27 protein-coding genes and 1 tRNA gene are annotated in these 25,672 nt (G+C 60.4%); 19 read left to right on the plus strand and 9 right to left on the minus strand.

Annotated features, from left to right (window positions below):
• Positions 1 to 50 precede the first annotated feature (50 nt).
• The 8 genes from uppS (at position 51) to rpmE (ending at position 8,214) form a co-directional block, all read left to right on the plus strand.
• Entirely contained in the window at positions 51 to 692 is a 642-nt protein-coding gene (uppS, locus tag O2N64_RS10570) for a polyprenyl diphosphate synthase (protein WP_271079644.1), read from the plus strand.
• Positions 679 to 1,416 (plus strand): phosphatidate cytidylyltransferase, encoded by a 738-nt coding sequence (locus O2N64_RS10575; protein ID WP_271077565.1) that lies wholly within the window; start codon positions 679 to 681, stop codon positions 1,414 to 1,416. Before uppS ends, O2N64_RS10575 begins: the two co-directional genes overlap by 14 nt.
• Entirely contained in the window at positions 1,413 to 2,567 is a 1,155-nt protein-coding gene (locus tag O2N64_RS10580; protein WP_271077566.1) for a 1-deoxy-D-xylulose-5-phosphate reductoisomerase, read from the plus strand. The genes O2N64_RS10575 and O2N64_RS10580 overlap by 4 nt, the downstream gene beginning before the upstream one ends.
• Positions 2,560 to 3,693, plus strand: a complete 1,134-nt coding sequence (gene rseP / locus O2N64_RS10585) for an RIP metalloprotease RseP (protein WP_333781558.1) — start codon at positions 2,560 to 2,562, stop codon at positions 3,691 to 3,693. The genes O2N64_RS10580 and rseP overlap by 8 nt, the downstream gene beginning before the upstream one ends.
• A gap of 183 nt (positions 3,694 to 3,876) precedes the next feature.
• Positions 3,877 to 6,615: an outer membrane protein assembly factor BamA gene (gene bamA / locus O2N64_RS10590; protein ID WP_271077567.1), complete on the plus strand. Its 2,739-nt coding sequence runs from the start codon at positions 3,877 to 3,879 to the stop codon at positions 6,613 to 6,615.
• Positions 6,615 to 7,301, plus strand: coding sequence for an OmpH family outer membrane protein (locus O2N64_RS10595; protein ID WP_271077568.1), 687 nt, complete (start codon positions 6,615 to 6,617; stop codon positions 7,299 to 7,301). The genes bamA and O2N64_RS10595 overlap by 1 nt, the downstream gene beginning before the upstream one ends.
• A 23-nt stretch (positions 7,302 to 7,324) precedes the next feature.
• Positions 7,325 to 7,774: a 3-hydroxyacyl-ACP dehydratase FabZ gene (gene fabZ, locus O2N64_RS10600; protein WP_271077569.1), complete on the plus strand. Its 450-nt coding sequence runs from the start codon at positions 7,325 to 7,327 to the stop codon at positions 7,772 to 7,774.
• A gap of 203 nt (positions 7,775 to 7,977) precedes the next feature.
• Positions 7,978 to 8,214, plus strand: coding sequence for a 50S ribosomal protein L31 (gene rpmE, locus O2N64_RS10605; protein WP_197921631.1), 237 nt, complete (start codon positions 7,978 to 7,980; stop codon positions 8,212 to 8,214).
• 56 nt (positions 8,215 to 8,270) lie between these two features.
• Here rpmE and O2N64_RS10610 read toward each other — a convergent pair whose 3' ends face one another.
• Genes O2N64_RS10610 through O2N64_RS10620 form a run of 3 tightly spaced genes read right to left on the minus strand, consistent with a single transcriptional unit; the run spans position 8,271 to position 9,645 of the window.
• Positions 8,271 to 8,684, minus strand: coding sequence for a GFA family protein (locus O2N64_RS10610; protein ID WP_271077570.1), 414 nt, complete (start codon positions 8,682 to 8,684; stop codon positions 8,271 to 8,273).
• A gap of 2 nt (positions 8,685 to 8,686) precedes the next feature.
• Positions 8,687 to 8,998, minus strand: coding sequence for a hypothetical protein (locus tag O2N64_RS10615; protein WP_271077571.1), 312 nt, complete (start codon positions 8,996 to 8,998; stop codon positions 8,687 to 8,689).
• A gap of 2 nt (positions 8,999 to 9,000) precedes the next feature.
• Positions 9,001 to 9,645, minus strand: coding sequence for a prolyl hydroxylase family protein (locus tag O2N64_RS10620; protein WP_271077572.1), 645 nt, complete (start codon positions 9,643 to 9,645; stop codon positions 9,001 to 9,003).
• Positions 9,646 to 9,841: 196 nt separating this feature from the next.
• Here O2N64_RS10620 and O2N64_RS10625 point away from each other — a divergent pair.
• The 11 genes from O2N64_RS10625 to O2N64_RS10675 all read left to right on the plus strand — a co-directional run bounded on the left by O2N64_RS10625 (position 9,842) and on the right by O2N64_RS10675 (position 19,484).
• A tRNA-His gene (locus O2N64_RS10625) sits at positions 9,842 to 9,918 on the plus strand.
• A gap of 48 nt (positions 9,919 to 9,966) precedes the next feature.
• Entirely contained in the window at positions 9,967 to 11,031 is a 1,065-nt protein-coding gene (locus O2N64_RS10630; RefSeq protein ID WP_271077573.1) for a Leu/Phe/Val dehydrogenase, read from the plus strand.
• Positions 11,032 to 11,162: 131 nt separating this feature from the next.
• On the plus strand, positions 11,163 to 11,909 hold the full coding sequence (ccmC, locus tag O2N64_RS10635; RefSeq protein ID WP_271077574.1) for a heme ABC transporter permease CcmC: 747 nt from the start codon (positions 11,163 to 11,165) through the stop codon (positions 11,907 to 11,909).
• Positions 11,906 to 12,046 (plus strand): hypothetical protein, encoded by a 141-nt coding sequence (locus O2N64_RS10640; protein ID WP_271077575.1) that lies wholly within the window; start codon positions 11,906 to 11,908, stop codon positions 12,044 to 12,046. Before ccmC ends, O2N64_RS10640 begins: the two co-directional genes overlap by 4 nt.
• Entirely contained in the window at positions 12,043 to 12,531 is a 489-nt protein-coding gene (gene ccmE / locus O2N64_RS10645) for a cytochrome c maturation protein CcmE (RefSeq protein ID WP_271077576.1), read from the plus strand. The genes O2N64_RS10640 and ccmE overlap by 4 nt, the downstream gene beginning before the upstream one ends.
• Positions 12,528 to 14,486 (plus strand): heme lyase CcmF/NrfE family subunit, encoded by a 1,959-nt coding sequence (locus tag O2N64_RS10650; RefSeq protein ID WP_271077577.1) that lies wholly within the window; start codon positions 12,528 to 12,530, stop codon positions 14,484 to 14,486. The genes ccmE and O2N64_RS10650 overlap by 4 nt, the downstream gene beginning before the upstream one ends.
• Positions 14,483 to 15,025, plus strand: a complete 543-nt coding sequence (locus O2N64_RS10655) for a redoxin domain-containing protein (RefSeq protein ID WP_271077578.1) — start codon at positions 14,483 to 14,485, stop codon at positions 15,023 to 15,025. Before O2N64_RS10650 ends, O2N64_RS10655 begins: the two co-directional genes overlap by 4 nt.
• A gap of 77 nt (positions 15,026 to 15,102) precedes the next feature.
• Positions 15,103 to 15,447 carry a cytochrome c-type biogenesis protein gene (locus tag O2N64_RS10660; protein WP_271079646.1) on the plus strand — a complete coding sequence of 115 codons (345 nt, stop codon included), beginning with the start codon at positions 15,103 to 15,105 and terminating at the stop codon, positions 15,445 to 15,447.
• A complete protein-coding gene (locus O2N64_RS10665) occupies positions 15,444 to 16,112 on the plus strand; it encodes a tetratricopeptide repeat protein (protein WP_271077579.1) in 669 nt (222 codons plus the stop codon). The genes O2N64_RS10660 and O2N64_RS10665 overlap by 4 nt, the downstream gene beginning before the upstream one ends.
• Before the next feature lie 117 nt (positions 16,113 to 16,229).
• Positions 16,230 to 18,122, plus strand: coding sequence for a potassium transporter Kup (locus O2N64_RS10670; protein WP_271077580.1), 1,893 nt, complete (start codon positions 16,230 to 16,232; stop codon positions 18,120 to 18,122).
• 66 nt (positions 18,123 to 18,188) lie between these two features.
• Positions 18,189 to 19,484: an APC family permease gene (locus O2N64_RS10675; protein WP_271077581.1), complete on the plus strand. Its 1,296-nt coding sequence runs from the start codon at positions 18,189 to 18,191 to the stop codon at positions 19,482 to 19,484.
• Positions 19,485 to 19,557: 73 nt separating this feature from the next.
• Here O2N64_RS10675 and O2N64_RS10680 read toward each other — a convergent pair whose 3' ends face one another.
• From O2N64_RS10680 to O2N64_RS10705, 6 genes are all read right to left on the minus strand, one after another.
• The gene (locus O2N64_RS10680) at positions 19,558 to 19,845 is read right to left on the minus strand and encodes a hypothetical protein (protein WP_271077582.1); all 288 of its coding nucleotides are present in this window, start codon (positions 19,843 to 19,845) and stop codon (positions 19,558 to 19,560) included.
• A gap of 175 nt (positions 19,846 to 20,020) precedes the next feature.
• Positions 20,021 to 20,686, minus strand: a complete 666-nt coding sequence (locus O2N64_RS10685) for an inner membrane-spanning protein YciB (RefSeq protein ID WP_271077583.1) — start codon at positions 20,684 to 20,686, stop codon at positions 20,021 to 20,023.
• Positions 20,686 to 21,549, minus strand: a complete 864-nt coding sequence (gene ftsY, locus O2N64_RS10690; protein ID WP_271079647.1) for a signal recognition particle-docking protein FtsY — start codon at positions 21,547 to 21,549, stop codon at positions 20,686 to 20,688. The genes O2N64_RS10685 and ftsY overlap by 1 nt, the downstream gene beginning before the upstream one ends.
• Positions 21,550 to 21,857: 308 nt before the next feature.
• The gene (locus O2N64_RS10695) at positions 21,858 to 23,030 is read right to left on the minus strand and encodes a MiaB/RimO family radical SAM methylthiotransferase (protein WP_271077584.1); all 1,173 of its coding nucleotides are present in this window, start codon (positions 23,028 to 23,030) and stop codon (positions 21,858 to 21,860) included.
• Positions 23,027 to 23,842 (minus strand): diaminopimelate epimerase, encoded by an 816-nt coding sequence (gene dapF, locus O2N64_RS10700; protein WP_271077585.1) that lies wholly within the window; start codon positions 23,840 to 23,842, stop codon positions 23,027 to 23,029. The genes O2N64_RS10695 and dapF overlap by 4 nt, the downstream gene beginning before the upstream one ends.
• A gap of 57 nt (positions 23,843 to 23,899) precedes the next feature.
• Entirely contained in the window at positions 23,900 to 25,576 is a 1,677-nt protein-coding gene (locus O2N64_RS10705) for a putative bifunctional diguanylate cyclase/phosphodiesterase (RefSeq protein WP_271077586.1), read from the minus strand.
• Between the last annotated feature and the right edge of the window lie 96 nt (positions 25,577 to 25,672).

Consider the following 25,672-nt stretch of genomic DNA (forward strand, 5'->3'; position numbering starts at 1 on the left):
GCCTGTTAGCCGTGCCTTCAGAAAACTACCCCCGCCATGTCGCCATTATCATGGACGGCAATGGCCGCTGGGCGAAGAAGCGCGGCCTGCCGCGTGCGCTCGGCCACAAGGCGGGCGGGGATGCTGTGAAGCGGGCGGTGCAGGCGGCCGAAACGCTGGGGCTGGAATGCCTGACGCTTTACGCGTTCTCATCCGAGAACTGGAAGCGTGAGGAAGAGGAAATCTCCGACCTGATGAACCTGATGCGCAGGTTTATCGAGGCCAACCTCAAGGACATGATCGAACGCCGTGTGCGGCTGAAAATCATTGGCGATTACAAGGCTTTCGCGCCCGATATTGTCGCCAAACTTGAAGATGCACTGGAGCGGACGAAGGATGGCGACCGGATACTCGCAGTGGCGCTGAATTACGGCGCGCAGCAGGAAATCGCCCGTGCTGCCCGGCTGGCGGCTGAAGAGGGCTCGATCGAGCCTGAAAGCATTGAGAAGCACCTCTACACCGCCGATTTGCCGCCTCTCGATCTGCTGATCCGAACCAGCGGCGAAGTGCGCCTGTCCAATTTCCTGCTGTGGCAATCGGCCTATGCGGAAATGCTGTTCATGGACCTGCTCTGGCCCGATTTCGACGAGGAATGCCTGCGCGACGCCTGCGAGACTTTTGCCACACGGGAGCGCCGCTATGGAGGGCGATAATCTGGAGCCTACCGAGCGCAAGCGCGACCGGTTGAGGCGCCTTGCCACCGTACCGCTTTCGGTGCGCACCAGCGACTTGCCAAAGCGTGCGGCGAGTGCGCTGGTCATGGTGGCGATTGCCGGTACGGCGCTTTGGTTGGGGGGGCTTTGGTGGAAGCTGTTTGTTGGTTTTATTGCTGGTGTCGGCATCGTTGAACTTCGTGGGATCGCGCGTCGCATTAGTAGAAATCTATGGCGGCAGCTTGTCATCCTGATGGCTGGTGCGATCTATATCGGGTTCGCGATAAGCGCACTGTTCAATCTACCCAAGGAAGTTGTGCTGGGCGTGGTCGCCATTGTCATCGCGACCGATACGGGTGCCTATTTCTCGGGCCGGGCGATTGGCGGCCCCAAGATCGCGCCGAGCATCAGCCCGTCCAAGACATGGGCTGGCCTCGCAGGCGGAGCGACGGCCGCGGCGCTTGTATCGCTGGCCTTCTTCTATTCGAATGTCGGAGAGCGGGCGTTCTCGCTCATGGGATTGGCGGCACTGGGCATCGGCGCGGTGCTCGCCGTCGTGGCACAGGCGGGCGACTTTCTTGAAAGCTATTTGAAACGCCGCGCGGCGGTGAAGGATTCGGGCAATCTCATTCCCGGCCATGGCGGCGTGCTGGACCGTGTGGACGGCATGCTGCCGGTTGCCATTGTCGCCGCACTTTTGTGGTATAACGTGCATCCGTCATGACCCGCAGCATTTCCATATTCGGGGCGACCGGCTCCATCGGCGACTCAACTCTCGACCTAATCCGCGGTGACCGGGACAAGTGGAAGGTCGTCGCACTGAGTGCCAATTGCTCGGCAGAAAAGCTGGCGAAGCTGGCGATCGAATTCGATGCCGAGATCGCTGTTGTCGGCGATGAAAATTGCCTCGCTGAACTGCGCGAACACCTGTCCGGCACTTCCATCGAAACTGCTGGCGGCGCGCAGGCGCTGGTCGAAGCGGCACGTCGTCCTGCCGACCTGACCGTCGCGGCGATCGTAGGCTGCGCAGGCCTTGCACCCACTATGGCATCGATTGAGCAGGGGAACACGGTCGCGCTCGCCAACAAGGAAGCGTTGGTCTCCGCAGGTGACGTCATGACGGCAAAGGTCGCCGAACACGGCACCACGCTGCTGCCCGTCGATTCGGAGCACAATGCGATTTTCCAGTGCCTCCAGGGCAACGATATCGATGACGTTCGCTGGATCACACTTACGGCCAGCGGCGGCCCTCTGCGCACCAAAACGCTGGCAGAACTGGACGCTGTCACCCCCGCGCAGGCCATCGCGCACCCCAATTGGGACATGGGCGCAAAGATCAGCGTCGATAGTGCGACCATGTTCAACAAGGGCCTTGAATTCATCGAGGCGCATCACTTGTTTCCCGTCGGTCTCGACCGGCTGCGTATCATCGTCCACCCGCAGAGCGTCATCCACTCCATGGTCGAATACCGCGACGGATCGACGCTCGCGCAACTCGGGCCAAGCGATATGCGGGTGCCTATCGCATCTGCCCTCGCGCACCCGAAGCGCATGGACACGCACTGCAAGCCGCTCGACCTGGCAGCCATTGGGGAGCTGACCTTTTTTGCGCCCGATGAAGAGCGTTTTCCCTCCACCAAGCTGGCGCGCGAGGCTGTTTACGCAGGTGGAGGGGCGCCCGCTGTCCTGAATGCCGCGAATGAAGTCGCGGTGGCGGCTTTCCTTGACGGTCAGATCAGGTTCACCCAAATTTCGGCAATAGTGGCCAGAACTCTCGAAAAATACGCTCCAGAAGCGCCTCAGGATCTCGATGCCGTTCTGGCTGTCGATGCCGAAGCGCGGATGCGTGCGAAAGATATGATGGAGCTTGCCTGAGTTGGAAATTACCTCGCTACCATGGTGGATGTATGCCGTCGGCTTCTTGCTGATGCTGGGGCCGTTGGTGGTCGTGCATGAGCTGGGTCACTATCTGGTCGGCCGGTATTTCGGCGTAGGGGCAGAGGCGTTTTCGGTCGGTTTTGGCAAGGAATTGGCCGGCTATACGGATAAGCGCGGCACGCGCTGGAAGCTTTCGGCCCTGCCTTTCGGTGGCTATGTCCAGTTCCGCGGCGACATGAACCCGGCGAGCATCCCCGATCCCGACAATCCGCCGCCGGCCGATGCTTTCCAGACGAAGCCGCTGTGGCAGAAATCGCTGATCGTGGCGGCTGGTCCGGTGACCAACATTCTTGTCGCCATAGCGATTTTTGCGGCCTTTTTCATGGCCTTCGGTAAGCCGCTTGCCGCCGATCCGAGTCAGGAAAACTACATCGCCGCCATTTCCGAAGACTCGGGCGCTGAGGCTGCCGGGTTGGAAGTGGGCGACCGGATCGTCGCTATCGATGGCGAGGAACTGGCCGATTTCCGCGATTTGCAGCGCACGGTCATGCTGTATCCCAGCCGCACATGGGACATTACGGTGGAGCGCGATGGCGGCGAAGTCATTCTGCCCGTCACCTCCCAGCCTTTCGAGATCACCGACGAATTCGGCAACACTTCGATTATCGGGCGATTGGGCGTCGAAACCCGTCCGACCGAGCGCGCGTTCGAGGATGTCGGAGTTTTCGAATCCATCGGCCTGGCGACTGCCGAAACCTGGGATATGTTCGAATTGATCGTCCTCGGGATCAAGCAGATCATCGTCGGCGATCGCTCGGTCGACGAGCTGGGCGGACCGATTACCATTGCGAAAGTTTCGGGCGAACGCCTCAGCCTCGGATGGCTGGAATTCGTCAGCTTCGCCGCGCTGATCTCAATTAACTTGGCATTCATTAACCTCCTGCCAATCCCTGCACTCGACGGTGGGCATCTGGCGTTTTACGCGGTCGAGGCAATCCGCCGTCGTCCAGCCAGTCCCCGCAGTCAGGAGCTAGCGTTTCGCGCCGGCATCGCCGTAGTTTTGGCGTTGATGGTGTTTGTGACGTTGATTGATGTCGCCAAATTGCCGGTCTTCGGCAGCTAGGCGGGGAAAGGTGACAGTTTCAGCGTGAAATCCCGGATGGTCGCTTGATTGCCGTGCTGGCATCGGGCAAGGGCGCACTTCGCGCTATTGACCCTTGAGAGACGACCGGGTTTTGGCCCACACGGGGGTTGGGCTTTACAGTCTGATCTTCAGGGCGCTGTTGTCGACTAGAGTGGACGGATAATGGGTTCCAAAACACGGACAATCACTGCATCGCATTACGCAACGGCTCTGCTGGGCTGCACCATGCTGGCCGGGCTGCCTACCGCAGTCGCCGCGCAAGACGCTGCGCCTGCGCAGCAGCAGGAAGCTCAGCCACAGGAAACTGGGGCTCCGCCCGCTTCAGCCCCTGCGCCGCAGGCACAGGCTCAGGTCATTCGGCAGATTTCGGTATCGGGTGCCCAGCGTCTCGAGCCGGAAACGATCGTCAGCTATATCCAGCTGCGTCCGGGTAGCGAATATTCGGCAGCTGCGGCTGACCAGGCGCTGATCGCTCTGGCCGAAACCGAGCTGTTTGCCGATTTCAGCATCGATTTTAATCCCGCCAGCGGCGTGATGACGATCAATGTGGTCGAGAACCCGATAATCAACCGGATCATCCTCGAAGGGAATAACCGGGTCGATGCGGAAGAAATCCTGCCCGAGATCAACCTCTCGCCGCGCCAGATCTTTACCCGCAGCCGCGTGCGTGCAGACGTCGCCCGCATTATCGAGTTGTATAAGCGCCAGGGCCGTTTTGCCGCGACGGTAGAGCCGCAGATGGTCATGCTGGACCAGAACCGCGTCGACGTGATTTTCGAGATTTCGGAAGGCCCGCGCTCCAAGGTCCGCCAGATCAATATCATCGGTAACGAGGTCTTCTCTGACGGAGAGCTGCGCGGCGCGATGGTGACGCGGGAAGACAGCCTGCTCGCCTTCCTGAGCTCGAACACCAGCTACGATCCTGACAGGATGGCGTACGACCAGCAATTGCTGCGCGAATTCTATCTGACCGAAGGCTATCCCGATTTCCGCATCATCTCGGCCGTTGCCGAGCTTACGCCGGACCGCCGTGACTTCATCATCACCTATGTGGTGGAAGAGGGCGAGCGCTTCCGCTGGGGTGACGTTGAAGTCATCAGCCAGCTGCGCGACTTCTCGAGCGAAGCGCTGACGTCTCAGCTTACGATCGAAACGGGCGACTGGTTCAACTCAAGCCAGATCGAGGACGTTGAAGAGGGCCTCGCCGAGACAGCCGGCGCTTTCGGCTACGCCTTTGCCAATGTCGATGCGCGCGTTGTCCGCAACGCTGAAGATCGCACGATGGATGTGACGTTCACCGTCGCCGACGCACCGCGCGTCTATGTCGAGGCGGTCGAGATCAACGGCAACACGCTGACGCAGGACAAGGTGATTCGCCGCGAATTCCGTATTGCGGAAGGCGATGTTTTCAGCAGCCTGCAGGTGCGCCGCTCCACCGCGCGCATCAACTCGCTGGGCTACTTCCAGGAAAACTTCGAAGTCGAGCAGGTCGAAGGCTCCTCGCCGGACCGCATCATCCTGCAGGCCAATGTGCAGGAAGAACCGACTGGCGAGCTTTCGCTGTCGGCCGGCTTCTCCAGCCTTGAAAGCTTCATTTTCAGCGGCTCGATCCGCCAGAACAACTTCCGTGGGCGCGGGCAGACGGTTGGCCTTTCGGTCAACTATTCGCGCTTCTCGCAATCGGCGAATATCAGCTTCACAGAACCCAAGGTGTTCGACCGCGACATCGCACTCGGCTTCGATGTCTATCGCCAGGATTTCAACAACGGCTTCTTCGATCGCGATCAGGCGACCTATGAGCAGACGACCACAGGTTTTGGCCTGCGCGTCGGTGTTCCGCTGACCGAATATATCAGCCTGCTGGGTCGCTACACGCTGAACTATCAGGAAATCACGCTGGATGAGCAGCAGTTCTTCCGCGATTTCGATGGTGATGGCGTTGCCCAGTGTGAACCGCTGGTTGCAGGTCGTTATCTTTGCGACGCGCTGGGTGATCGCCTGCAGTCGATCCTCGGCGTTTCCTTCAACTACAACACGCTGAACAGCCGCCTGCGCCCGACGCGCGGTACCAACGCCAGTCTCTCGCTCGACTTCGCAGGTCTGGGCGGCGATACGCAATATGCCCGCGCCCGGATCAACGCAGCGCGTTACTGGAACCTTGGCAGCGGTTTTATCGGTTCGCTCTCGGTCGAAGGTGGCTACATCTACGGCTACGGCGATGAAGGCGTGCTGCTGAACGAGCGCTTCTTCCTCGGCGAAGGCCAGATTCGCGGCTTCGACATTCGCGGTGTCGGCCCGCGCGTCGTGCGACGCTTCTATGAAGATGCCAATGGCGACCGCATCCTGACCGAAGACGAGCTGCTGGATATCGGTAATGAGCGTAATCAGGACGATGCGCTGGGCGGCAATGCCTATTATCTCGCCCGCGCCGAAATCGAGATTCCGCTCGGTTCGGGTGCGCGTGAACTTGGATTGCGGCCTTCAGTATTCATCGACGTCGGTTCGGTGTTCGATGTGGAAACACCGCAGCTGACGCAGAGCCCGCTGCCGACAGGCCTTTTCATTCCGCAATTGGAAGGTGGCCTTCCGACCTTTGCACAGGCCCAGCGTGATGCGGCCGGCAATCCGCTCCTTGGCGACAATGGCCTGCCTTTGCCGGCACTTGTCGTCACTTCACCTATCGCGCCGGATGGCTCGCAGAACGCGCCGATCGGCACGCAATTGCCGCCATTTGTCGAAGAATTCGTCGGTAACTCGGCGACCCCGCGTATCTCCGTGGGTGTGGGCGTGAACTGGAATTCGCCCTTCGGCCCCTTCCGGGTCGACCTCGCCACTACGCTGCTCGATCAGCGGGGCGATGAAACCAAACTCTTTTCGTTCAATGTAGGAACACAATTCTGATGAAGACTCTTTTCAAGCGCGCTCTTGGCGCCGCTCTCCTCGCTGGTGCCATGGCTGCACCGCACACCGCCGCCGCTCAAGTCAATGGTGTCGCCACTGTCGATCTGCCCGCAGCTGTCGCCAGCTCGCAGGCTCTGCAGAACGGCTATCAGCAGATTGCCACGCAGTATCAGGCACAGCGCACCACGATCCAGCAGCGTCAGCAGCAACGTCAGCAGCTGATCCTGACCTTCGACACCAATGGCAACGGCCAGCTGGACGAGGCAGAAGTGCCCGCAACGCAGGATCCGAACAACGCTACCGTGCAGCAGATCCAGGCGATCGATCAGGAAGTTGCAACGCTGCAGCAGCCGATCAACCTCGCCCGCGTGTTCGTGGTGCAGCAGGTCGCGCAGCAGTATTCGGCCGCTGTCCAGCAGGTGATCACCGATCAGAACATCCAGTTCATTCTTGATCCCAATGCTGTGGTTTACGCTGCTGAAGGGTCCAACGTGACGCAGGCCGTGATCGACGCGCTCAATACCCGCGTTCCCGCCGTGAACATCGTGCCGCCGGCCGATTTCCAGCCGAGCGAGGCTTCGGTGCAGCTGTTCCAGCAGATCCAGCAGCTGCTGGCCATGGTTGCCATGCAGCAGCAGGCCGCCGCGCAGCAGACGCCTGCTCCGGCAGCTGAAAGCGGTCGCTAAGACACGAATAAGGGGGCAGGGCCATGAGCGAAATATACGACATCACGCGCGTGCTCAAGGCTCTGCCGCACCGCTATCCCATGCTTCTCGTCGACCGGGTCGAGGAGATCGTGAAGGGAGAGCGGATCAGCGCCATCAAGGCGGTGAGCTTCAACGAAAGCTTCTTCCAGGGCCACTTTCCGGGCCGCCCCATCATGCCGGGCGTGCTGCAGATCGAGGCGCTGGCGCAGGCCGCGGGTATCCTTGGCATCGAAACGATGGACCTCGCCGATAGCGGCAAGCTCGTCTATTTCATGGCGATCGAGAACGCGAAGTTCCGAGCGCCGGTCGAGCCGGGCTGCCTGCTCAAGCTTGATGTCGCCTTCACCCAGCAGCGCAGCAAGATCTGCAAATTCGAAGGCAAGGCGAGCGTCGACGGTAAAGTGACCTGTGAAGTCAACTTCACTGCAATGATTGCCGATCCGCCTGCGTAACTCGTCATTGCGAGGAGCCGTAGGCGACGCGGCAATCCATCTCTTTCGGCAGGATTAGCGAGCACGGTCGGTGCTGGATTGCTTCGCTCCGCTCGCAATGACGAAACTGAGGTTGCAATTCGCGAGAATTCGCACTAATTGCGCGCCTTTCCCACAACAGCTGGACCGGTCGGAACCGATCCGAAGCTCAAAGGACATATGCCATGAAGGCCGATACGCATCCCGATTACCACATGATCAACGTCAAGATGACGGATGGCACCGAATTCCAGACCCGCAGCACGTGGGGCAAGGAAGGCGACACCATGAACCTCGAAATCGATCCGACCAGCCACCCGGCTTGGACGGGCGGTCCGCAGCGCATTCAGGACGGTGGCCGCGTTGCCAAGTTCAACCAGCGTTTCGGCGGCATCAAGCTGGGCGGCAAGAAAGCCGACTGAGCCCGCGCCATTCGCGAGATTCAAAGGGGCGGTCCTGCTGGGCCGCCCTTTTTGATTCAGCTTTCGGTGCGTTTCAGCGTCAGCACGCCGATATACTCATACTGACCGGTATCGGCCGGATGGTTCTGCCCGTCGAAAACCGGGACCTCTGGCAGTTCGTAAATCGAAACATCGTCGATGCAGGCATAGCTCACCGCCACATTGTCCGGTTCGGAGCGCAATTCCTGCAGCACATGGATGCCGCATTTCGAACAGAAGTGATGTTTAGCCACTCCCGATCCGAAGGTGTAGGTGGATAATGCGTCTTTGCCCTGCGTCACCTCAACGTCGGTCTTGGGCACGTCGAGCATCACGATGCCCTTCATCGCGCAAATCGAGCAATTGCACCGCCGGATGAGCGGCTCATCCGGCATCGCAAAGGAAAACTGCACTGCGCCGCAATGGCAGCCGCCTGATATTGGCCGGATCATGACTAGTCCTCGTATTGGCAATCACTGGTTACGGAAATGGTATCGCCCATGTGGCCTGTCACATAACCGCCTTGGAAAGATCGTCCGCCTTCGCAATTCACGAGGAATCCGGAGTCGCCTTCAATTGACGCGTAATACCAGCCGAAACCAATATATTGCATCGGTTCCCTCCCGACAGAGCTATCAAGGTAGGCAGCTTCAACAATGTTGTGAGGATCATGAACGAGGGCAGTATTCATCCATTCCAGAATAAGGACGGGGATCAGAATAATTATTGCTGCCGCGACGATGAAAATCTTGACGGTTCCTGACAACCTCATCCCCAATGCCTCTCGCGATACCATTTGGTGATTACATATTTCACGCCTTTGCGCACTTTCATGCCGTGATGGAGCGTGGCGGGATTAAGTGAGCCGTCCGCGCGGCGATTGTCCCAACAGACCAGCTTGCCGACCTCGGGCTGGAACATCTTCTTCAGCACTTTGAACCGTGTGGCTCCGCCGGATTCGACCTCGTTGAGATAAATCATGAAGGTCCAGGTGCGATTGCCTGCGACAGAGCAGAATCGCTGAAAATCGGCGCCGTTGGGTTCGAAATAATCGGTGTGCGCCTTGAACTCCTGCCCTACGTCGTAGCGCTGGCCCTGCACCGGCTCACCATGCGCCGGATCGATCCCATTCAATTTGAACAAGCGCGCTTCGAGGTCCTGGACCGCAGGCTCGCTCGCCTCAAGGTCGCAGGTTTCGCTGGTGCGGAAGTAATTGTCGCCATTGGCATCGGCGATGGTGGAGGGGCGGCGATCCTTGTCGATCAGGCGGACAAGTTCCGCGCACAGGTCTGGCGGAAGGAAATTCGGGCAGTCGAGCACGATGGCGCGCGGCGAGGGGAGGCGGCGTACACCTGCGTGCTGCAACAGATATTCGGGGCTGGTTGCGCCCGGATTCGCGGCGAGACTCGACATGGCTCTGGCATAGAGCGCCCACGACTTCGCGAAAAGGCCCGTGAAATAATCTTGCGTCTGCGGCCCTGATGCACACTTTTTGCTTTGCATGAAAAGCAAGTTGTGCAATTGGCTCGCCCCCGCGCTGATAGCCGCTTGACCGGCCAGCGCAGGCCCGTAAAGCGCCAAGCCTTGGCACGCGTTTGCGGATTGTGTGGCGATCGTAGCTCAGTTGGTTAGAGCGCCGGTTTGTGGTACCGGAGGTCGGGGGTTCGAGACCCCTCGATCGCCCCATTTTCTCTCCGCATTGCTGCCAGTCACACAAGTGATGAGGGGCGCGACATGCCAGCATTGTGGAACGAAGCCGACTGGGACGAACACGAACGCGTCGAGGTCGTGCATGACCGCGCCAGTGGCCTGACCGCAATTATCGCTCTCCATTCCACCCATCTCGGCCCCGGCGCCGGCGGCACGCGCTTCTGGCATTATGCCGAGCCCGAAATGGCCATGCGCGATGCGCTGCGCCTGTCGCGCGGCATGAGCTTCAAGAATGCGATGGCCGGCCTTCCCATGGGCGGCGGCAAAGCTGTTGTCGTGCTCGACAAGGATGGCACCAAGACCACCGAAATGCTCCACGCATTCGGCGATGCGGTCGAGGCGCTGGGCGGCAAGTATGTCACCGCAGAAGATGTCGGCGCGAGCGAAGCCGACATGGTGGAGATTTCCAAGCGTACAGCCCATGTCTGCGGACTTCCCGCGGGTGATGGCGAAGCCGGCGGCGATCCCGGACCGTTCACCGCCCACGGCATCTATCTTGGCATCAAGGCCGCTGTCGCCCACAAGCTGGGCAAGGACAGCATGGACGGCGTGCGCGTTGCGGTGCAGGGCTGTGGCTCTGTCGGTGGCGGCGTTGCCCGACTGCTCGCCAAGGATGGCGCACAGCTGATCCTCGCCGATATCAACGCCGGAACTGCGCAGGACCTTGCGCAGGAAACGGGCGGCGAAGTCGTGGACGTCAACGCGATCATGTCGACATCCTGCGATGTACTCAGCCCGAACGCGCTTGGTGCAGTGCTTAATGAAGACAGCATCGCAGCGCTCGATTGCGCCATCGTCGCAGGCGGGGCGAACAACCAGCTGGCGCGGCCTGAACATGGTAAGCAGCTGCACGCGCGCCGCATCCTCTACGCGCCTGATTACGTCATCAATGCTGGCGGCATCATCAATGTCAGCTGGGAATATCTCTGCCGTCAGGCGGGCAAGAAGTGCACGATCGAACAGGTCAATGACCGCATCGCGCAGATCCCCGGCCGCCTGCAGTCGATCTGGGAAAAGAGCGAAGCCGACGGTCGCCCGTCCAACGAAGTGGCCGATGCAATGGCGCGCGAGCTGATCGGACGCGGGTGATTGTCCAGCCGTCTGGTCACATGGGCGGCAAAATGTGGCGGCAAACTCCTTCGGGGACGGTCTTTGGTTTGGCTTGCCGCCGCGCCCCGCAAGTGCCATTGATGCAGGCAACGGATCGTAACTGACGAAGCATGCATCTCTACGCCAATCCCGCCCGCTTTCTGAGGATCGCCAAGTGGCTCACGCCGCTGCTCCTTGTATCAGGCCTTTTGCTGACGGGCGGCGCTTTGCTTTGGGGATTTTACAACGTGCCGCCCGATCGTTTGATGGGCGATACCGTGCGTATCCTCTTCGTGCATGTGCCCGCTGCATGGCTGGGGATGGGGGGATGGACGGCGATTGCAGTTGCCAGCCTTGTTGAGCTTGTCTGGCGGCATCCGCTGGCGGCCATCGCGGCGCGTGCGGCAGCTGTGCCGGGCGCAGTCTTTACCTTCATCTGCCTCGTCACCGGATCCATCTGGGGCCGCCCGACCTGGGGTACCTGGTGGGTATGGGATGGTCGGCTGACCTCCATGCTTGTCCTGCTGTTTCTGTATTTCGGCTATATCGCGCTTTCCAGCTCTCTGGCGCGTGAAGGGCAGTCCAGCCGCATCGCTGCGATCTTCGGTCTGGTAGGCGCGATCAATGTACCGATCATCAATCGCTCGGTCGTGTGGTGGAATTCGCTGCACCAGCCACCCAGCATCACGACCGGCGGCAGTGCGATCGACGGCGTGTTCCTCACCCCGCTGCTGACCGCCGTGCTGGGCTTTTCACTGCTGTTCGGTGGAGTGGTGCTGGCCCGCATGCGCACTATTTTGGCCGATGTGCAGGCCGAAGCCCGCTTGCGGCGAAAGGCGCAGAAGGCAGAATTCGCCGCTGAAGGAGCTGCCGCGTGAGAGAATCGCTCGACCAGATGCTGTTCGTTTACGCTGCCTTCGCGGTGACTATCATCGCAACACTCCTACTGGTCGGCCAGAGCTGGCTTGCCATGCGCAAGGCGGAAGCGCGCAGAGACAAGGTAAAAGGCAAATGAGTGCTGACGGGGCCAAGGGCGGTCTGAAACCCAAGCATCAGCGACTTGTGCTGATTGTTCTCGCTGTCGCCGCGCTGATCGGCGCGACGCTGCTCGCGATGGTCGCTCTGCGCGATCAGGCGAGTTACTTCTACATGCCCGCCGATATTGCCGCGAACCCGCCCGCACCGGGCCAGGCTATCCGGCTTGGCGGCATGGTGGAGCAGGGCTCCATGCAGATGCAGGATGACGGGGTCACCGTCGAATTCGTCGTCGCTGGCGATGGAGAGCGGGTGCAGGCGGTGTATACCGGTATCAAGCCCGATCTCTTCGTCGAAGGGTCGGGCGTCGTGGCGGACGGCCGGCTCAATGCAGAGGGCGTCTTTGTCGCCGATACGCTTCTTGCCAAGCATGATGAGAATTACATGCCGCGCGAGCTGGAAGGCATGAGCAGCGAGGAAATGCGCGCCGAATTGCAGGATAGCGTGGCGGGTAACGGCCAGTGATCCCTGAAATCGGTCTTGCAGCCTTGTGGCTCGCCGCTGCGCTCGCCGCGCTGCAATTGCTGGCGGGTCTTGCCGGCGCACGGACCGATAACGCGGAAATTGCAGCCCTCGCGCGGCCTGCGGCTGCATTGCAGGCATTTCTGTGCGCGATTGCCTTTGGCTCGCTGCTCTATGTTTTCGCGGTCACAGATCTTTCGGTGAAACTGGTCGCGACCAATTCTCATTCGATGAAGCCGATGATTTTCAAGCTGTCGGGTGCGTGGGGCAATCACGAAGGCTCGATGCTGCTGTGGATCACAGTCATGGCGATCGCTGGCGGTGCGATTGCCCTGATCGAGCGGCGGCTGCCTGAAAAGACGATGATGGCAACGCTGGCCGCGCAGGCCTTCGTCGGTCTCGGCTTCTATGCCTTCCTGCTTCTCAGCTCGAACCCGTTCGAACGGCTTGCGGAAACCCCGCCAGAGGGCAATGGCCTCAACCCGCTGCTGCAGGATGTCGGTCTCGCCTTCCATCCGCCCACGCTTTACATCGGCTATGTCGGCCTTTCGATTGCCTTCAGCTTCGCGCTTGCCGCTTTGCTGACGCGCAATGTGACGCCCGAATTTGCCCGCGTGATGCGCCCTTGGGTGCTGGCGGCGTGGATTTTCCTCACCATCGGCATCACCGCGGGTTCCTATTGGGCCTATTATGAACTCGGCTGGGGCGGCTGGTGGTTCTGGGATCCGGTGGAGAATGCCTCGCTCATGCCGTGGCTGGCAGCGACCGCATTGCTGCATTCGGCAAGCGTGCTCGCGGCGCGCGATGCCTTGCGCACATGGACAATCATGCTCGGCGTGATTGCCTTCTCCATGAGCATGGTGGGCACGTTCCTTGTGCGGTCCGGCATTTTGACGAGTGTCCACGCCTTCGCGGTCGATCCTGAGCGGGGCAGCTTCATTCTCGCGCTTCTGGTCCTCTATATCGGCGGCGCGCTCGTGCTCTTCGCCCTGCGCGCAAATACGATTGCCGAAGGCGAGCGGTTCAGTCCCTTGAGCCGAGAAGGCGCGCTGGTGGTCAACAACATCGGCCTCACCGCGATTCTTGGCGTTGTGCTGATCGGTACGCTCTATCCGCTGTTTACCGAGGCATTCGATGTCCGCGTTTCGGTCGGACCGCCGTACTTCAATCCGGTGAGCGCGATCTTCTTCCTGCCGATGATGCTGGTGCTGATGGTCGGCCCGCTACTGCGCTGGCGCAATGACAATGCCGGGCGGATAGCCAAACCACTGGCGCTGGTCGGCGCGGTGATGGTGACGGTTCTGATACGCTCGCTTTTCTACGACGATATCGGGCTTCTTCCGTTTCTCGGCCTTGTGCTGGCAGCCGGCGTTGCCGTGGCGAGCTTTGCGCCGCTTTTCGGCCGCACATTGCGCCGTACGCCGCTCGCGATCTGGGGCATGTGCATTGCGCATTTTGGCATTGCGGTGGCCATGTTCGGCATGGCAGCGGACACGGCTTTCCAGAAAGAGCGGCTGGTCGCAGCCAATATCGGCGACATGGTCGAAGTCGGCCCATGGACCGGCCAACTGGAAACCGTGAACGCAGTCGCCGGACCCAATTGGACGGCGATGCAGGCCAATCTCACCATGTTCTATGAAGGCGGTGAGGGGCAGGAGGCGCATCCGCAATCGCGCAATTTCTGGACGCCCACGATGGAAACCAGCGAAGTGGCTCTGCTCACGCGCTGGAATGGCCAGTTATACGTCGCTGTCGGCAATCAGGGCGAAGACGGCCGCTGGCAGCTGCGCCTGTGGTGGAAGCCGTTCGTGACCTTCATCTGGTATGGCGGACTGCTGATTGCGCTCGGCGGCGGACTTGCACTGATAGGCCGGGTGGCGGGCGATCTGCGCCGTCGCCGCCAGCAGGCTTCGGGTGAAGAGGTCGACGGGGAATCACACGAGGAGGCGCTGGCATGAAGCAGCTGCGCATCACCCTCTGGATTATCGTCGTCATCGCCGGGTCGCTCTTTGGGCTGTTCGCGTATCAATTGTCTCAACCCAAGGACGAATTCGTGCGCAGCGCGATGGTCGGCCAGCAGATACCCGAATTCGATCTAGAGCCCGCTTTCGCGGATCGACCGGGCCTTTCCTCCGCCGATTTCGCCAATGGAGAGCCTGCGCTGCTCAATCTGTTCGGCAGCTGGTGCATTCCCTGCCGTGTCGAAGCGCCACAACTCGAAGCGCTTGAACGGCAGGGTGCGACCATTCACGCTATTGCCCTGCGCGATCGTGAGGAGGACATTGGGCGTTTCCTGAGCGTCTACGGAAACCCATTCACCCGCATCGGGCGTGACGACATTTCCGAAACCCAGTTCGCACTGGGCGCATCGGGGGTGCCGGAAACCTTCGTAATCGATGGCAGCGGGCGCATTACCTACCAGCACATCGGCATCGTGGCCGAAAGCGACGTGCCGGTATTGATGGAAGAATTGCGCAAGGCGGGGAGCGGATCGTGACACGTTTGACGCACCTTTTCCTGTTCGCGCTGTTGGCTCTCTCCAGCTTTGTCTCACCGCTCGCCGCGCAGTCGAACATGCCGCCTGCACCCTATGCCTATAACCAGCTCGACGATCCCGAGCTGGAGGAGACCGCGCGTGAGCTGATGCACACACTGCGCTGCCTGCAATGCCAGAGCCAGTCGATTGCCGATAGCGATGCGCCGGTGGCCGGCGACATGCGGCATCAGGTGCGCACACGCATCGCTGCCGGCGAAAGTCCGGATGAGGTCCGCGCGTACCTGATTTCGCGCTACGGTGATTACATCAGTTATGAGCCGGAAATCAGCGCCACGACGTGGCCGCTCTTCGTTCTGCCGGGATTGCTCCTCCTGATTGCCATTGCAGTGTTGCTGCGCCGGGTGGGGAGGGCGCGCGAATGAGCTGGGTCACCGCTATCTTGCTGGCTGTAATTTCCTTTGCGCTGGCCGTGCTGGTCTTCCGTCTCGGCAAAGTCGTATGGACGAGCCTTGCAGCGGCGCTCACCTTTGGGCTTGTCGGCTATGCCGTCCAGGCGAGCCCCGATATCCCTTCTGCGCCAAAGGAAGCTTCGTCTGGCCAGAACGTGGATGATTACGACATCGTCGCCGCACGCCGCGAATTCATGGGCGATAATGATCGCAGCCGCGCCGATGCTCTGATTACCGCTGATGCCTATGCGCAGCGCGGCCGATATATCGAGGCTGCGCAGCTGTTGTCGGGTATCACCAGCGCGAATGCTGGCGATTTCGAGGCCTGGATCGCACTCGGTAATGCGCTCGCCGAACATGCTGACGGAGCGCTGACAGCGCCGACACTCTACGCATACAATCAGGCCCGCATGGTCAAGCCGGATCATGTCGCGCCCGCTTATTTCCTCGGCGTGTCGCTAGTGCGGCAAGGGCGGCTGATGGAAGCGCAGCAGATCTGGCGCGGCGCGTATGAAGGTTCTGCCGAGGGTGCGCCCGGTCGCGCGGCTCTGGGTGAGCGACTTGAACGGATCGAAGGCATGCTGGGCGCGATGGGCGCCATGCCTGCAGAGTCCGCCGCCGAGCAACCGGCCGAATAGAGACATATGTGCGCCGCAGCATTGCCGCGCTCGCCACACGCTGCTAGGGGGCGCGCTTCGCCTCAGGGGGGCGAGACGTCGCATTGGGCAAAAGCCGTTGATCAGGCCTGAATCCATATGAGCCAAACCGAGAATAAAACCGATTCCGCCAAGCTGAAGCTTGCTGCCGGCGCGATCGGCATCGTCTTTGGCGATATCGGCACCAGCCCGCTCTACGCGTTTCGCGAAACCTTTCGCGGCGCACATACGCTGCCGATTGACGATCTGCACATCCTTGGCGTTGTCAGCCTGATTTTCTGGTCGATGACGCTGGTGGTGGCGATCCAATATGTCTCCATCCTGATGCGCGCGGACAATAACGGGCAGGGCGGCAGCCTCGCTCTTGTAGCGCTACTCTCGCGCAATATCGGCAAGACGAATTACGGATGGCTCATCGTCCTGCTCGGCGTCTTTGCAACGGCGCTATTCTACGGCGACAGCATGATTACGCCTGCCATTTCGGTGCTGTCTGCGGTGGAAGGGCTTACCGTGGTGGATCAGGGATTGCAGCCCTACGTCATACCCATCGCACTCGTTCTGCTCGTCGGCCTTTTCGTCCTGCAGCAACGTGGGACGGCGAAAGTGGGCGCGCTCTTTGCCCCGGTGATGATGATCTATTTCGTCGTGATTGCGGTGCTGGGCATTGGCCAGATATTCAATACGCCGGAAATCCTGTGGGCGCTCAACCCGTGGTACGCGATCCAGTTCTTCATCACGGATAAATGGTTCGCTTTCCTTGCGCTTGGCTCGGTCGTGCTGGCGGTGACGGGCGCTGAGGCGCTGTATTCGGATATGGGCCATTTTGGCCGCGGTCCGATGAAATTGAGTTGGTTCGGCTTTGTCATGCCTTGCCTGCTGCTGAACTACTTTGGCCAAGGCGCGATGATCATGGGCCTGCCGACCGAAGCGGCCGAACAGGCGATCATGAATCCGTTCTTCTTCCTGGCGGATGAGGCCTATCGCCTGCCGCTGGTGATCCTCGCCACCTGCGCGACCTTTATCGCCAGCCAGGCGGTCATTTCCGGCGCGTTCAGCATCACTCATCAGGCGATCCAGCTCGGCTTCGTGCCGCGCCTTTCGATCCGCCACACCTCCGATGAGCATTCGGGCCAGATCTATATCCCGGTGATCAATTGGGCGCTGATGTGCGCCGTCATCCTTCTTGTTCTCACATTTCAGAACTCGTCCAATCTCGCGAGCGCATATGGCATCGCGGTAACGGGCGCGGTCACCATCGATACGCTGCTGATGGCGGTGCTGTTTATCGGGGTGTGGAAATGGCCCAAGTGGATCGCGATCCCCGTGGTGCTGGTCTTCCTGATCGTCGACGGCGCCTATTTCGCAGCCAACCTCACCAAAGTGCCCGATGGCGGCTGGTTCCCGCTGCTCGTCGGCGCGATTGCCTTCACCATCCTGACGACCTGGGCGAAGGGCCGCAAACTGATGCGCAGCCGCATGACGGAGATGAGCCTGCCGCTCGACATCTTTGCCAAATCCGCCCGGTCCAGCAGCGCGCGTGTCGAAGGCACGGCCATTTTCATGAATTCGGGCAGCAGCGGCACACCCTCCGCGCTCCTGCACAATATCAAGCACAACAAGGTGCTGCACGAACGCATCGTCGTGCTGACGGTCGATATCAAGGGCGTGCCCTATGTCGACCCGTCAGAGCGGTGCGAGATCATGGAACTGGGCGACGGCTTCTTCCGTGTGATCCTCCATTACGGCTTTATGGAGGAAACCGACGTGCCCAAGGCGCTCGCCAGCCGCGAGATGTGCGGCGGCCCGTTTGATATGATGAAGACCAGCTTCTTCCTCAGTCGCCAGACGCTGTTGACTGCGGACAAGCCCGGCATGGCCGTGTGGCGAGAGAAACTGTTTGCCTGGATGATGCGCAACGCCGCAACGCCGATGGAGTTCTTCCGGCTCCCTACCAACCGCGTGGTGGAATTGGGAAGCCAGGTCGAGATTTGACCGTCCAGCCGTGCTGACATAGTCTCTCCCTGCCCATGCATCACGCGCGGGCAATGGGGGGACAGCATGAATTCACCGAAGCAGGAGGCGGGCATGGGCCCGCTGATGAGCATCGCGCTCGTCATCGGCACGATGGTCGGGGCAGGGATATTCTTCCTGCCATCTTCGCTGGCGCCGCTGGGCTGGAACAGCACGCTCGGCTGGCTGATCAGCGGGGCAGGGGCGTTGTGCCTTGCCATGACCTTTCGTTACCTGATGGACGGGACGGGCGAAGGCGTGCAGCACAATGTCGAACGAGTGATTGGCGAAATGCCCGCTTTCATCGGGATTTTCGCCTATTGGATCATCGGATTTACATCGATCTCGGCCCTGTCGCTGATGGGCGGATCGATCCTTGCCGACCTTTTATTCAACACCCAAAGCCAGCAGGTCAGCGTCACTTTCGCCCTGATACTCCTATGGGCGCTGGTAGGCGTGAACCTTCGCGGTGTCCGGTCGGTGGGAAGCGTTCAGGTGATCACGGTCTTGATCAAGCTGATACCGCTAGTCCTCGTTGCGGGAGTGTTTGTGGGAGCCGTGGCGGGCGGCGCGGATATCCAGCAAATGGCTCCAGCGGAGGTCAATCTGAACAATATCTCGGTCGCGGTCGCGCTGACGTTGTTTCCTTTGCTGGGTTTCGAGGCTGCCAGTATCCCCGTCGCGAAAATTCGTAATCCCAAGCGCAACATTCCGCTCGCGATGATCGGCGGGCCGGGGCTGGTCCTCACGCTATACATTCTCGCGACGACAGCCATGGTGCTGCTGGTGCCGTGGCAGGATACGGCAGGCTCGACTTCGCCTTTTTCGGATTTCCTGGGCGGCTACTTCGGCCCGGTTACCGGCACACTGATGGCGGTTTGCATCCTTATCAGCGTGACTGGCTGTAATAACGGCCTGATCCTGCTCGGCACCGAATGCAGCTATGGCATGGCGCTCCGCAAGGAGATGCCACAATTGTTTGCCCGCACGAATGCCTACGGCATTTCGCATTGGGGGGTAATCGCGATCGGAGTGGGTTGCACGCTCCTGATCCTCGCCAATCTTTCGCGCGGTCTTACTGGAATGTTCGAGTTTCTGGTGCTCATGACCAGCGGCGGAGCTCTCGTCTTCTATCTGACCGGAGCGCTGGCAGCGGTGAAGGAGAATCGCAAAATGGCACGATGGCCACTGCTGGCGATCGGAATCCTCTTCATTGGCTATGCGACCTACGGCACCGGTCTGGAGACCAGTGCGTGGATATTGGTCGTGCTGGCTTTCGGGCTTGCGATGCGTTGGCTTTGCCGGCGCTCTGCGGCGAGCGAAAAGATGCCCGCAGCAGGATAGACCGGCAGATGATGCGGCTCCCCAAGACGGTATGATGGGACTGGGGAGCCGAACGGAAATTTGAGCGAAGCCGCTATTCGGCTGCGCGGCCTTCCACATAGGCGATCATCTGGCGGTGCGCCTCGTCGATCATTTCATATTTGGCATCGACGCGGCTTTTGTAATTTTCATAATGCTCAAGTGTCTGTTGCTTAAGCGGCACCTCTTCACCACGCGCTTCGCGTTGTTCGATCTTTTCCAGCTTTTCCTCATAGTCTAGCAATCGGTTGCGAACCGCTCGGCGTTCGTCATACCTCCAGTCGTCCACAACCTTGTGCAGCAGATTCCGAACATTACCGATTTGGATATCCGATTGGGCCATGGCCAACTCCTGAGTGTGAAATGCAAAGGATGCAGCAATACAAGCGAGATTTTACTCTCGGTTCGCTTCAAGGTTGCTGTCGCGGTGAATAAACGCGATTTGGGAGCTACGGCTAAGTTCGTCCGCGCCTGATCGTGTTGATGTAATAATACGCTAGACTTGAGCTCTGTCAAATTCACCCGGGCGGAGGCGTATCGTCGCTGGGATCGTTGTCCTCGATGCTCAGCCCGTGCTTCATCAGCATCGGCACCTGCGTAAAGGTGAAGACGAAGGTCAGCGGCAGGAACAGCCACAGCTTCATGCCGAGCCATGTCTCGAAGCTGACGGTAAAAATCAGCAGCGTGTTGAGCGCGCCAAGCACGATGAAGAAGAGGCCCCAATTGCGCGACAGCTTGAGCCACCCTTCGTCGTTCAGCCCCTCGAATGCGGCTTCCAGCAGCACCTTCAGAAGCGATTTGCCCTTGGCGTAACCCACCAGCAGCACGACAGCGAAAATCGCGTAGATGATCGTCGGCTTCCACTGGATGAAGCGTTCGTCCTGGAAATAGATCGTCAGCGCGCCGAAGCCCACGATCATCGCAGTGGAGAGCCACAACATCGGACTGACTTTGCCCAGTCGCCATTTGCTCACCGCCAGCGCGATAACGGCTGCGACGATGAAAGCGCCCGTGCCGCGGATCACGGCAAAAATTTCGCCTGCGGTGTCGGTGCCGTCCTCAGGCGAGAAGTATTTGTAGGTCAGGAAGAAGACCAGCAACGGTCCGTAATCGACCGCGACATTGAGCCAGCCGCTCTTGGGCTTCTCGCTCGCTACGGCCTGTTTCGGGGTTTCAGACGTCATCAGGCCACTCCTGCAATCACGCGCGCGACAAGGTCAGGATCGAAAGGCCGCAAGTCGTCGAGCGTTTCGCCAACGCCGATGGCGTGGATCGGTAGGCCATATTGCTCTGCTGCAGCAACCAGCACGCCGCCGCGCGCTGTGCCGTCCAGCTTTGTCATGATGAGACCGGTGACGCCCGCCACTTCCTTGAAAATCTCGATCTGGCTGAGTGCGTTCTGGCCATTCGTGGCATCGAGCACGAGCAGCACGTCATGCGGTGCTTCGGGGTTGAGCCGTCCGAGCACTTTGCGAATTTTTGCGAGCTCATCCATCAATTCGCGCTTGTTCTGCAGGCGGCCTGCGGTGTCGACGATCAGCGCATCGGTGCCGATTTCCGTCGCGCGCTTTACGGCATCGAATACGATGGCAGAAGGGTCTCCGCCCTCCGGCCCGGTCATGATCGGCGCACCGATGCGCTCTGCCCAGATTTTGAGCTGCCCGATGGCTGCCGCGCGGAAGGTGTCGCCCGCTGCCAGCATCACTTCGTAATCGTCTTCCATCAGCCAATGGCCGAGTTTCGCGATGGTGGTGGTTTTGCCGCTGCCATTCACGCCGATGACAAGGATGACCTGCGGGCGGGGGAAGGCGGTGATATCGAGCGGCTTGGCGACGGGCCGCAGGATCGCGGCGATTTCGTCGGCAACAGCCTCTTTCAGTTCACGCTCGGTAATGACCGAGCCGAAGCGCTTTTCCGCGAGCTTATCGCGAATGCGTGCTGCGGCGGAAGGGCCGAGGTCCGAGATGATCAGCGCATCTTCGATCTCGTCGAGCGTAGAATCGTCGAGCCGGGTGGAGCGGATCGTCGTTGCGACCTTGGAAACGATCGAAGCGGGCTCTGCGGACGGTGCCGGTATGGGTTCAGGCTCTGGAGCAGGTGCTGGCGCTGGTTGGGGCGCGACCTCTGGCTGAGCTTGAGGCGCCGGCTCAGGCTCAGCTTCATGCACCGGATCGGGCTCTGGCGTTGGTTCGGGTTCCGGCTCCGGCTCCGGCTCAGGCGCGGGCTCTGGCTCCTCCTCGATCTCCTCATCCTCGACAACAGGCTCGGCAGATTCGACGGCGGCTGACAGATTCTCCGACAAGCGGTCTGATGTCTTGCGGAAACCGCCAAACAGTTTTTCCGTCCAGCTTTTGCTCACGTGAGAATGCCTTCCTCGATTGATTGCGGAGTGATGGTCACGATTGTGCCCGCTTCGGTGCCCTCGGGCAAAGCGACGCGGGCGAAGTTTTCGGCATAGCCGCAGCCGTCGCGTTCGCCGAGAACGCTGAGAGGAGTGCCCACAAGGCTTTGCAGCCACTCATTGCGAACCGATTGGACAGCTGCTCGCAACTCAGCAGCGCGCGCCTTGATAATGTCCTTGTCTAGCTGCGGCATCCGCGCGGCGGGCGTATTGGGGCGCGGTGAATAGGGGAAGATATGGCCGTGCACGATCTGAAGTTCACGGATGATGCTGAGGTTCTCCGCGTGATGCGCTTCCGACTCAGTCGGGAAACCGGCGATGATATCGGCGCCCATGGCCAGTTCGGGGCGGCGCTCCCGCAAGCCGCTGACGAGTGAGATGGCATCGGCTCGCGAATGGCGGCGCTTCATGCGCTTTAAAATGAGATCGGCACCATGCTGAAGAGACAGGTGCAGATGCGGCATCACACGCGGTTCGCTTGCGAAGAGATCGAACAACACGGGATCGACTTCGGCCCCGTCGATCGAAGACATGCGCAGACGCTGCAAGTCCGGAAATGCGTCCAGCACGGCGGCAACCAGATCGCCGAGCGGCGGCGTGCCGGGGAGGTCATGGCCCCATGACGTCACATCGACACCGGTCAGTACGATTTCGGGCGCCCCCTGCTCAAAATGCCGCTCGACTTCGCGCAGCACGGCGGGAATGGTCATGGAACGGCTTTCACCGCGGCCCTGCGGGATTACGCAGAAGGTGCAGGCATGATCGCAGCCATTCTGCACCGCGATAAAGGCGCGGGTGCGCTGCTTGGGTGCAGGCTCGGCGCGTTCGGGTACATTCCATGCGCGCGCATCGAGCTTTTGTGTGTTCGGCACCAGCCCATCGACCTCGGGCATGGCGGCGAGCTGCTCGCGTTCGATATCGGCAGCGCAGCCGGTCACCAGCAGACGCGCATCGGGCCGCGCCTTACGCGCGCGGCGGATCGCCTGACGGGTCTGGCGAACAGCCTCCATTGTCACCGCGCAGCTGTTCACCACGACCACATCCTCCTCGCCCGACATCAGGTCGCGGATACGCTCGCTCTCGGCGATGTTGAGGCGGCAGCCCAGCGAAATGACTTCGGCGCTCATCCGGCGTAATCATCCCATGCGAAGGTGCCGCGAAACGCTTCGGTCGCACCGCCGGTCATGGTGATGCGGTCGTCCTCGCCCCAAGCAATGGTGAGCGGTCCGCCGGGCAAGTGGACGGTCACCTTGCGGTCGACCAACCCGCGCCGCATCGCAGCGACCGCGCTGGCGCAGGCTCCGGTCCCGCAAGCGCGGGTGAGGCCAGCGCCGCGTTCCCACACGCGAAGGCGCATGGTTGTACCATCAATAACCTCGGCGACATTCACATTGATCCGCTCTGGAAAAACGCTGTCCGTTTCGATCTGCGGTCCAAGCTCGTCCAGCGGCACTGCCTGCGCATCATCGACGAAGAACACCACGTGCGGATTGCCGACATTCACCGCGAGCGGGCCTTCGAGCGCGTCCCAACCAAGCGGCAAGCGCTCTGTATCCATCGGATAGGCGAGGGGGATGGCGTCCCATTCGAAACGCGGCGTGCCCATGTCGACAGAAATGCCGTTCGCCTCGGGCCGGGTGGTAATCATGCCGCCAGCGGTCGCGATCGTAGCCTCATCGCCCAGCAACATACCCACCGCACGTGAGGCATTGCCGCAGGCTTCGACCTCGCCGCCGTCGGAATTGTAAATGCGCATGCGGATGGTCGCTGTGTCGTCGGGCTCCATCACGATCAACTGGTCGCAGCCAATCCCTTCGCGCCGGTCGGCCAGTGCCTTGACCGTAGCGTTCTCAAGCGGGCCGGGCAGCGGCGTTCCACGCGCATCGAGCACGATGAAATCATTGCCAAGGCCATGCATCTTGGTGAAGGGGACGCGCATATCCGCCACCTAGGGGGCAGGGCGGTGTTGCGCAATGGGTAGGAGAAGAGAGCGGCCTTAGCCGGCGATGCGCTCTGCTTCTTCCTCTGCAAGACGCGCATCCGCCTTTGTGCCAATCTCTGCAATGACATTCTCGCAGGAAAGAAGGCCGAGCTTGGCAAGGCGATCGTGTGTCGATTGCGCGTTTTCCGGGCGGCCATAGAGGTAACCCTGGCCCTTGATCCCGCCGAGGCCTTTCAAAGCCTCCAGCACGCGGCCATTTTCGATGCCCTCTGCGGTGACAGGAAGCGAGAGGCCCTTGCCGAGCGACACAATCGCGCGAACAAGCTCACTGCTCACATCTTCCTGCGCGATCTCGGTGACAAAGCTGCGGTCGATCTTCAGCCTGTCGAACGGCAGCGATCGCAATTGTGACAGGCTGGAATAGCCCGTTCCGAAATCATCAAGGCTGATGCGGATGCCCTGATTCTTGAGGCTGCTGAAAATCGAGCGGACTGCGCCGATATTCTCGTGCAGGCAGCTCTCGGTAATCTCGATTTCCAGCCGGTGAGGCGGGAAGCCGCTGTCGACAAGAATATGCAGAAGCTTTTGCGCAAACCACGGATCGCGCAGCTGCAGCGGCGAAATATTGACCGAGAGGGATAGCTCGGGATCCCAACCCTTGGCATCGCTGAGGGCCTGCTTGATCAGGCTTTCGGACAGCGGGCCGATCAGGTCAATGTCTTCGGCAATCGGAATAAAGACGTCGGGAGAAACCAGCCCCAGGCGCGGGGAAAGCCAGCGCGCGAGCATTTCGAAGCCGACGAGCTTGCCCGTCTCAAGATCGATCTGCTGCTCATAATAGGGGACAAATTCGCCGTTCTTGAGCCCTTCGCGAATACCCATTTCCAGCTCGTGGCGGAAGCGCAGCTCGTCTTCCATTGGCGACTCGAACCAGAAAAAGCGATTACGCCCACGCTTTTTCGCGTGATACATGGCGATATCGGCGCGGTGGATCAGCTTGTCCGCCGTCAGCACGGTGCCATCGCTGCAATTGGAATGTGCAATACCAATCGAAATGGTCGCTTCCAGCGTGAGATCATTGGCAGGGATCGGGGCAGAAACAGATTCGACAAGCGACTCTGCAAAGGCGTCCACCTTGTCGCGCTCAATGGCTGAGAATGGCACTGCGCAGGCAAATTCATCGCCGCCGATGCGGATCAGCAAACCGCCAACGGGAAGCTTTTCTTCAATCCGCTGGGTAATGGTCTGCAATACGACATCGCCCGCCTGATGGCCGTTGAGATCGTTGATCTGCTTGAAATTATCGAGGTCGATCAGCAGGATCGCGACGTGCTGATCGCGCTCCAGCGCTTCGGCACGCAGTGCATCGATGGCAGGAGGCCCGCTGCGACGATTGAGAGTGCCGGTGAGGGGATCGCGCTCGGCCAGCTCGCGCGCACGTGCCTCTGCCTTGCGGCGTTCCTCCACTTCGCGATGCAATTCATTGTAGCGACGCCAGCCGAATATCAGCAGGGCGATATTGAGCAGCACCGCATTGGTCAGAAGCATATCGGGCGCCGCGCCGGTGCCCATCCACGATCGCACGATCTGCGGCATCACGGTTCCGCCGGTTCCCACGAAAAGGATGGCCGCAGCAATGGCGATACCCAGCGTAACGATGTCACGCTGCGCCGGCGCCAGCTTCTTCGCCTGTGCCTCTGCCTTCACTTCGCTCTCATCTTTGGTCAGCAAGATGGGTCACGCCCCCTAAGTTCGATCAGGTTTATGCCGCATCATGTTCAACGATCCGTTAATTGCGAAAAGCGAATGGAGCGGTTAGGTCTGCGG

This window comes from Aurantiacibacter sp. MUD61 (assembly GCF_027912455.1).
Classification (GTDB): Bacteria; Pseudomonadota; Alphaproteobacteria; order Sphingomonadales; family Sphingomonadaceae; genus Alteraurantiacibacter.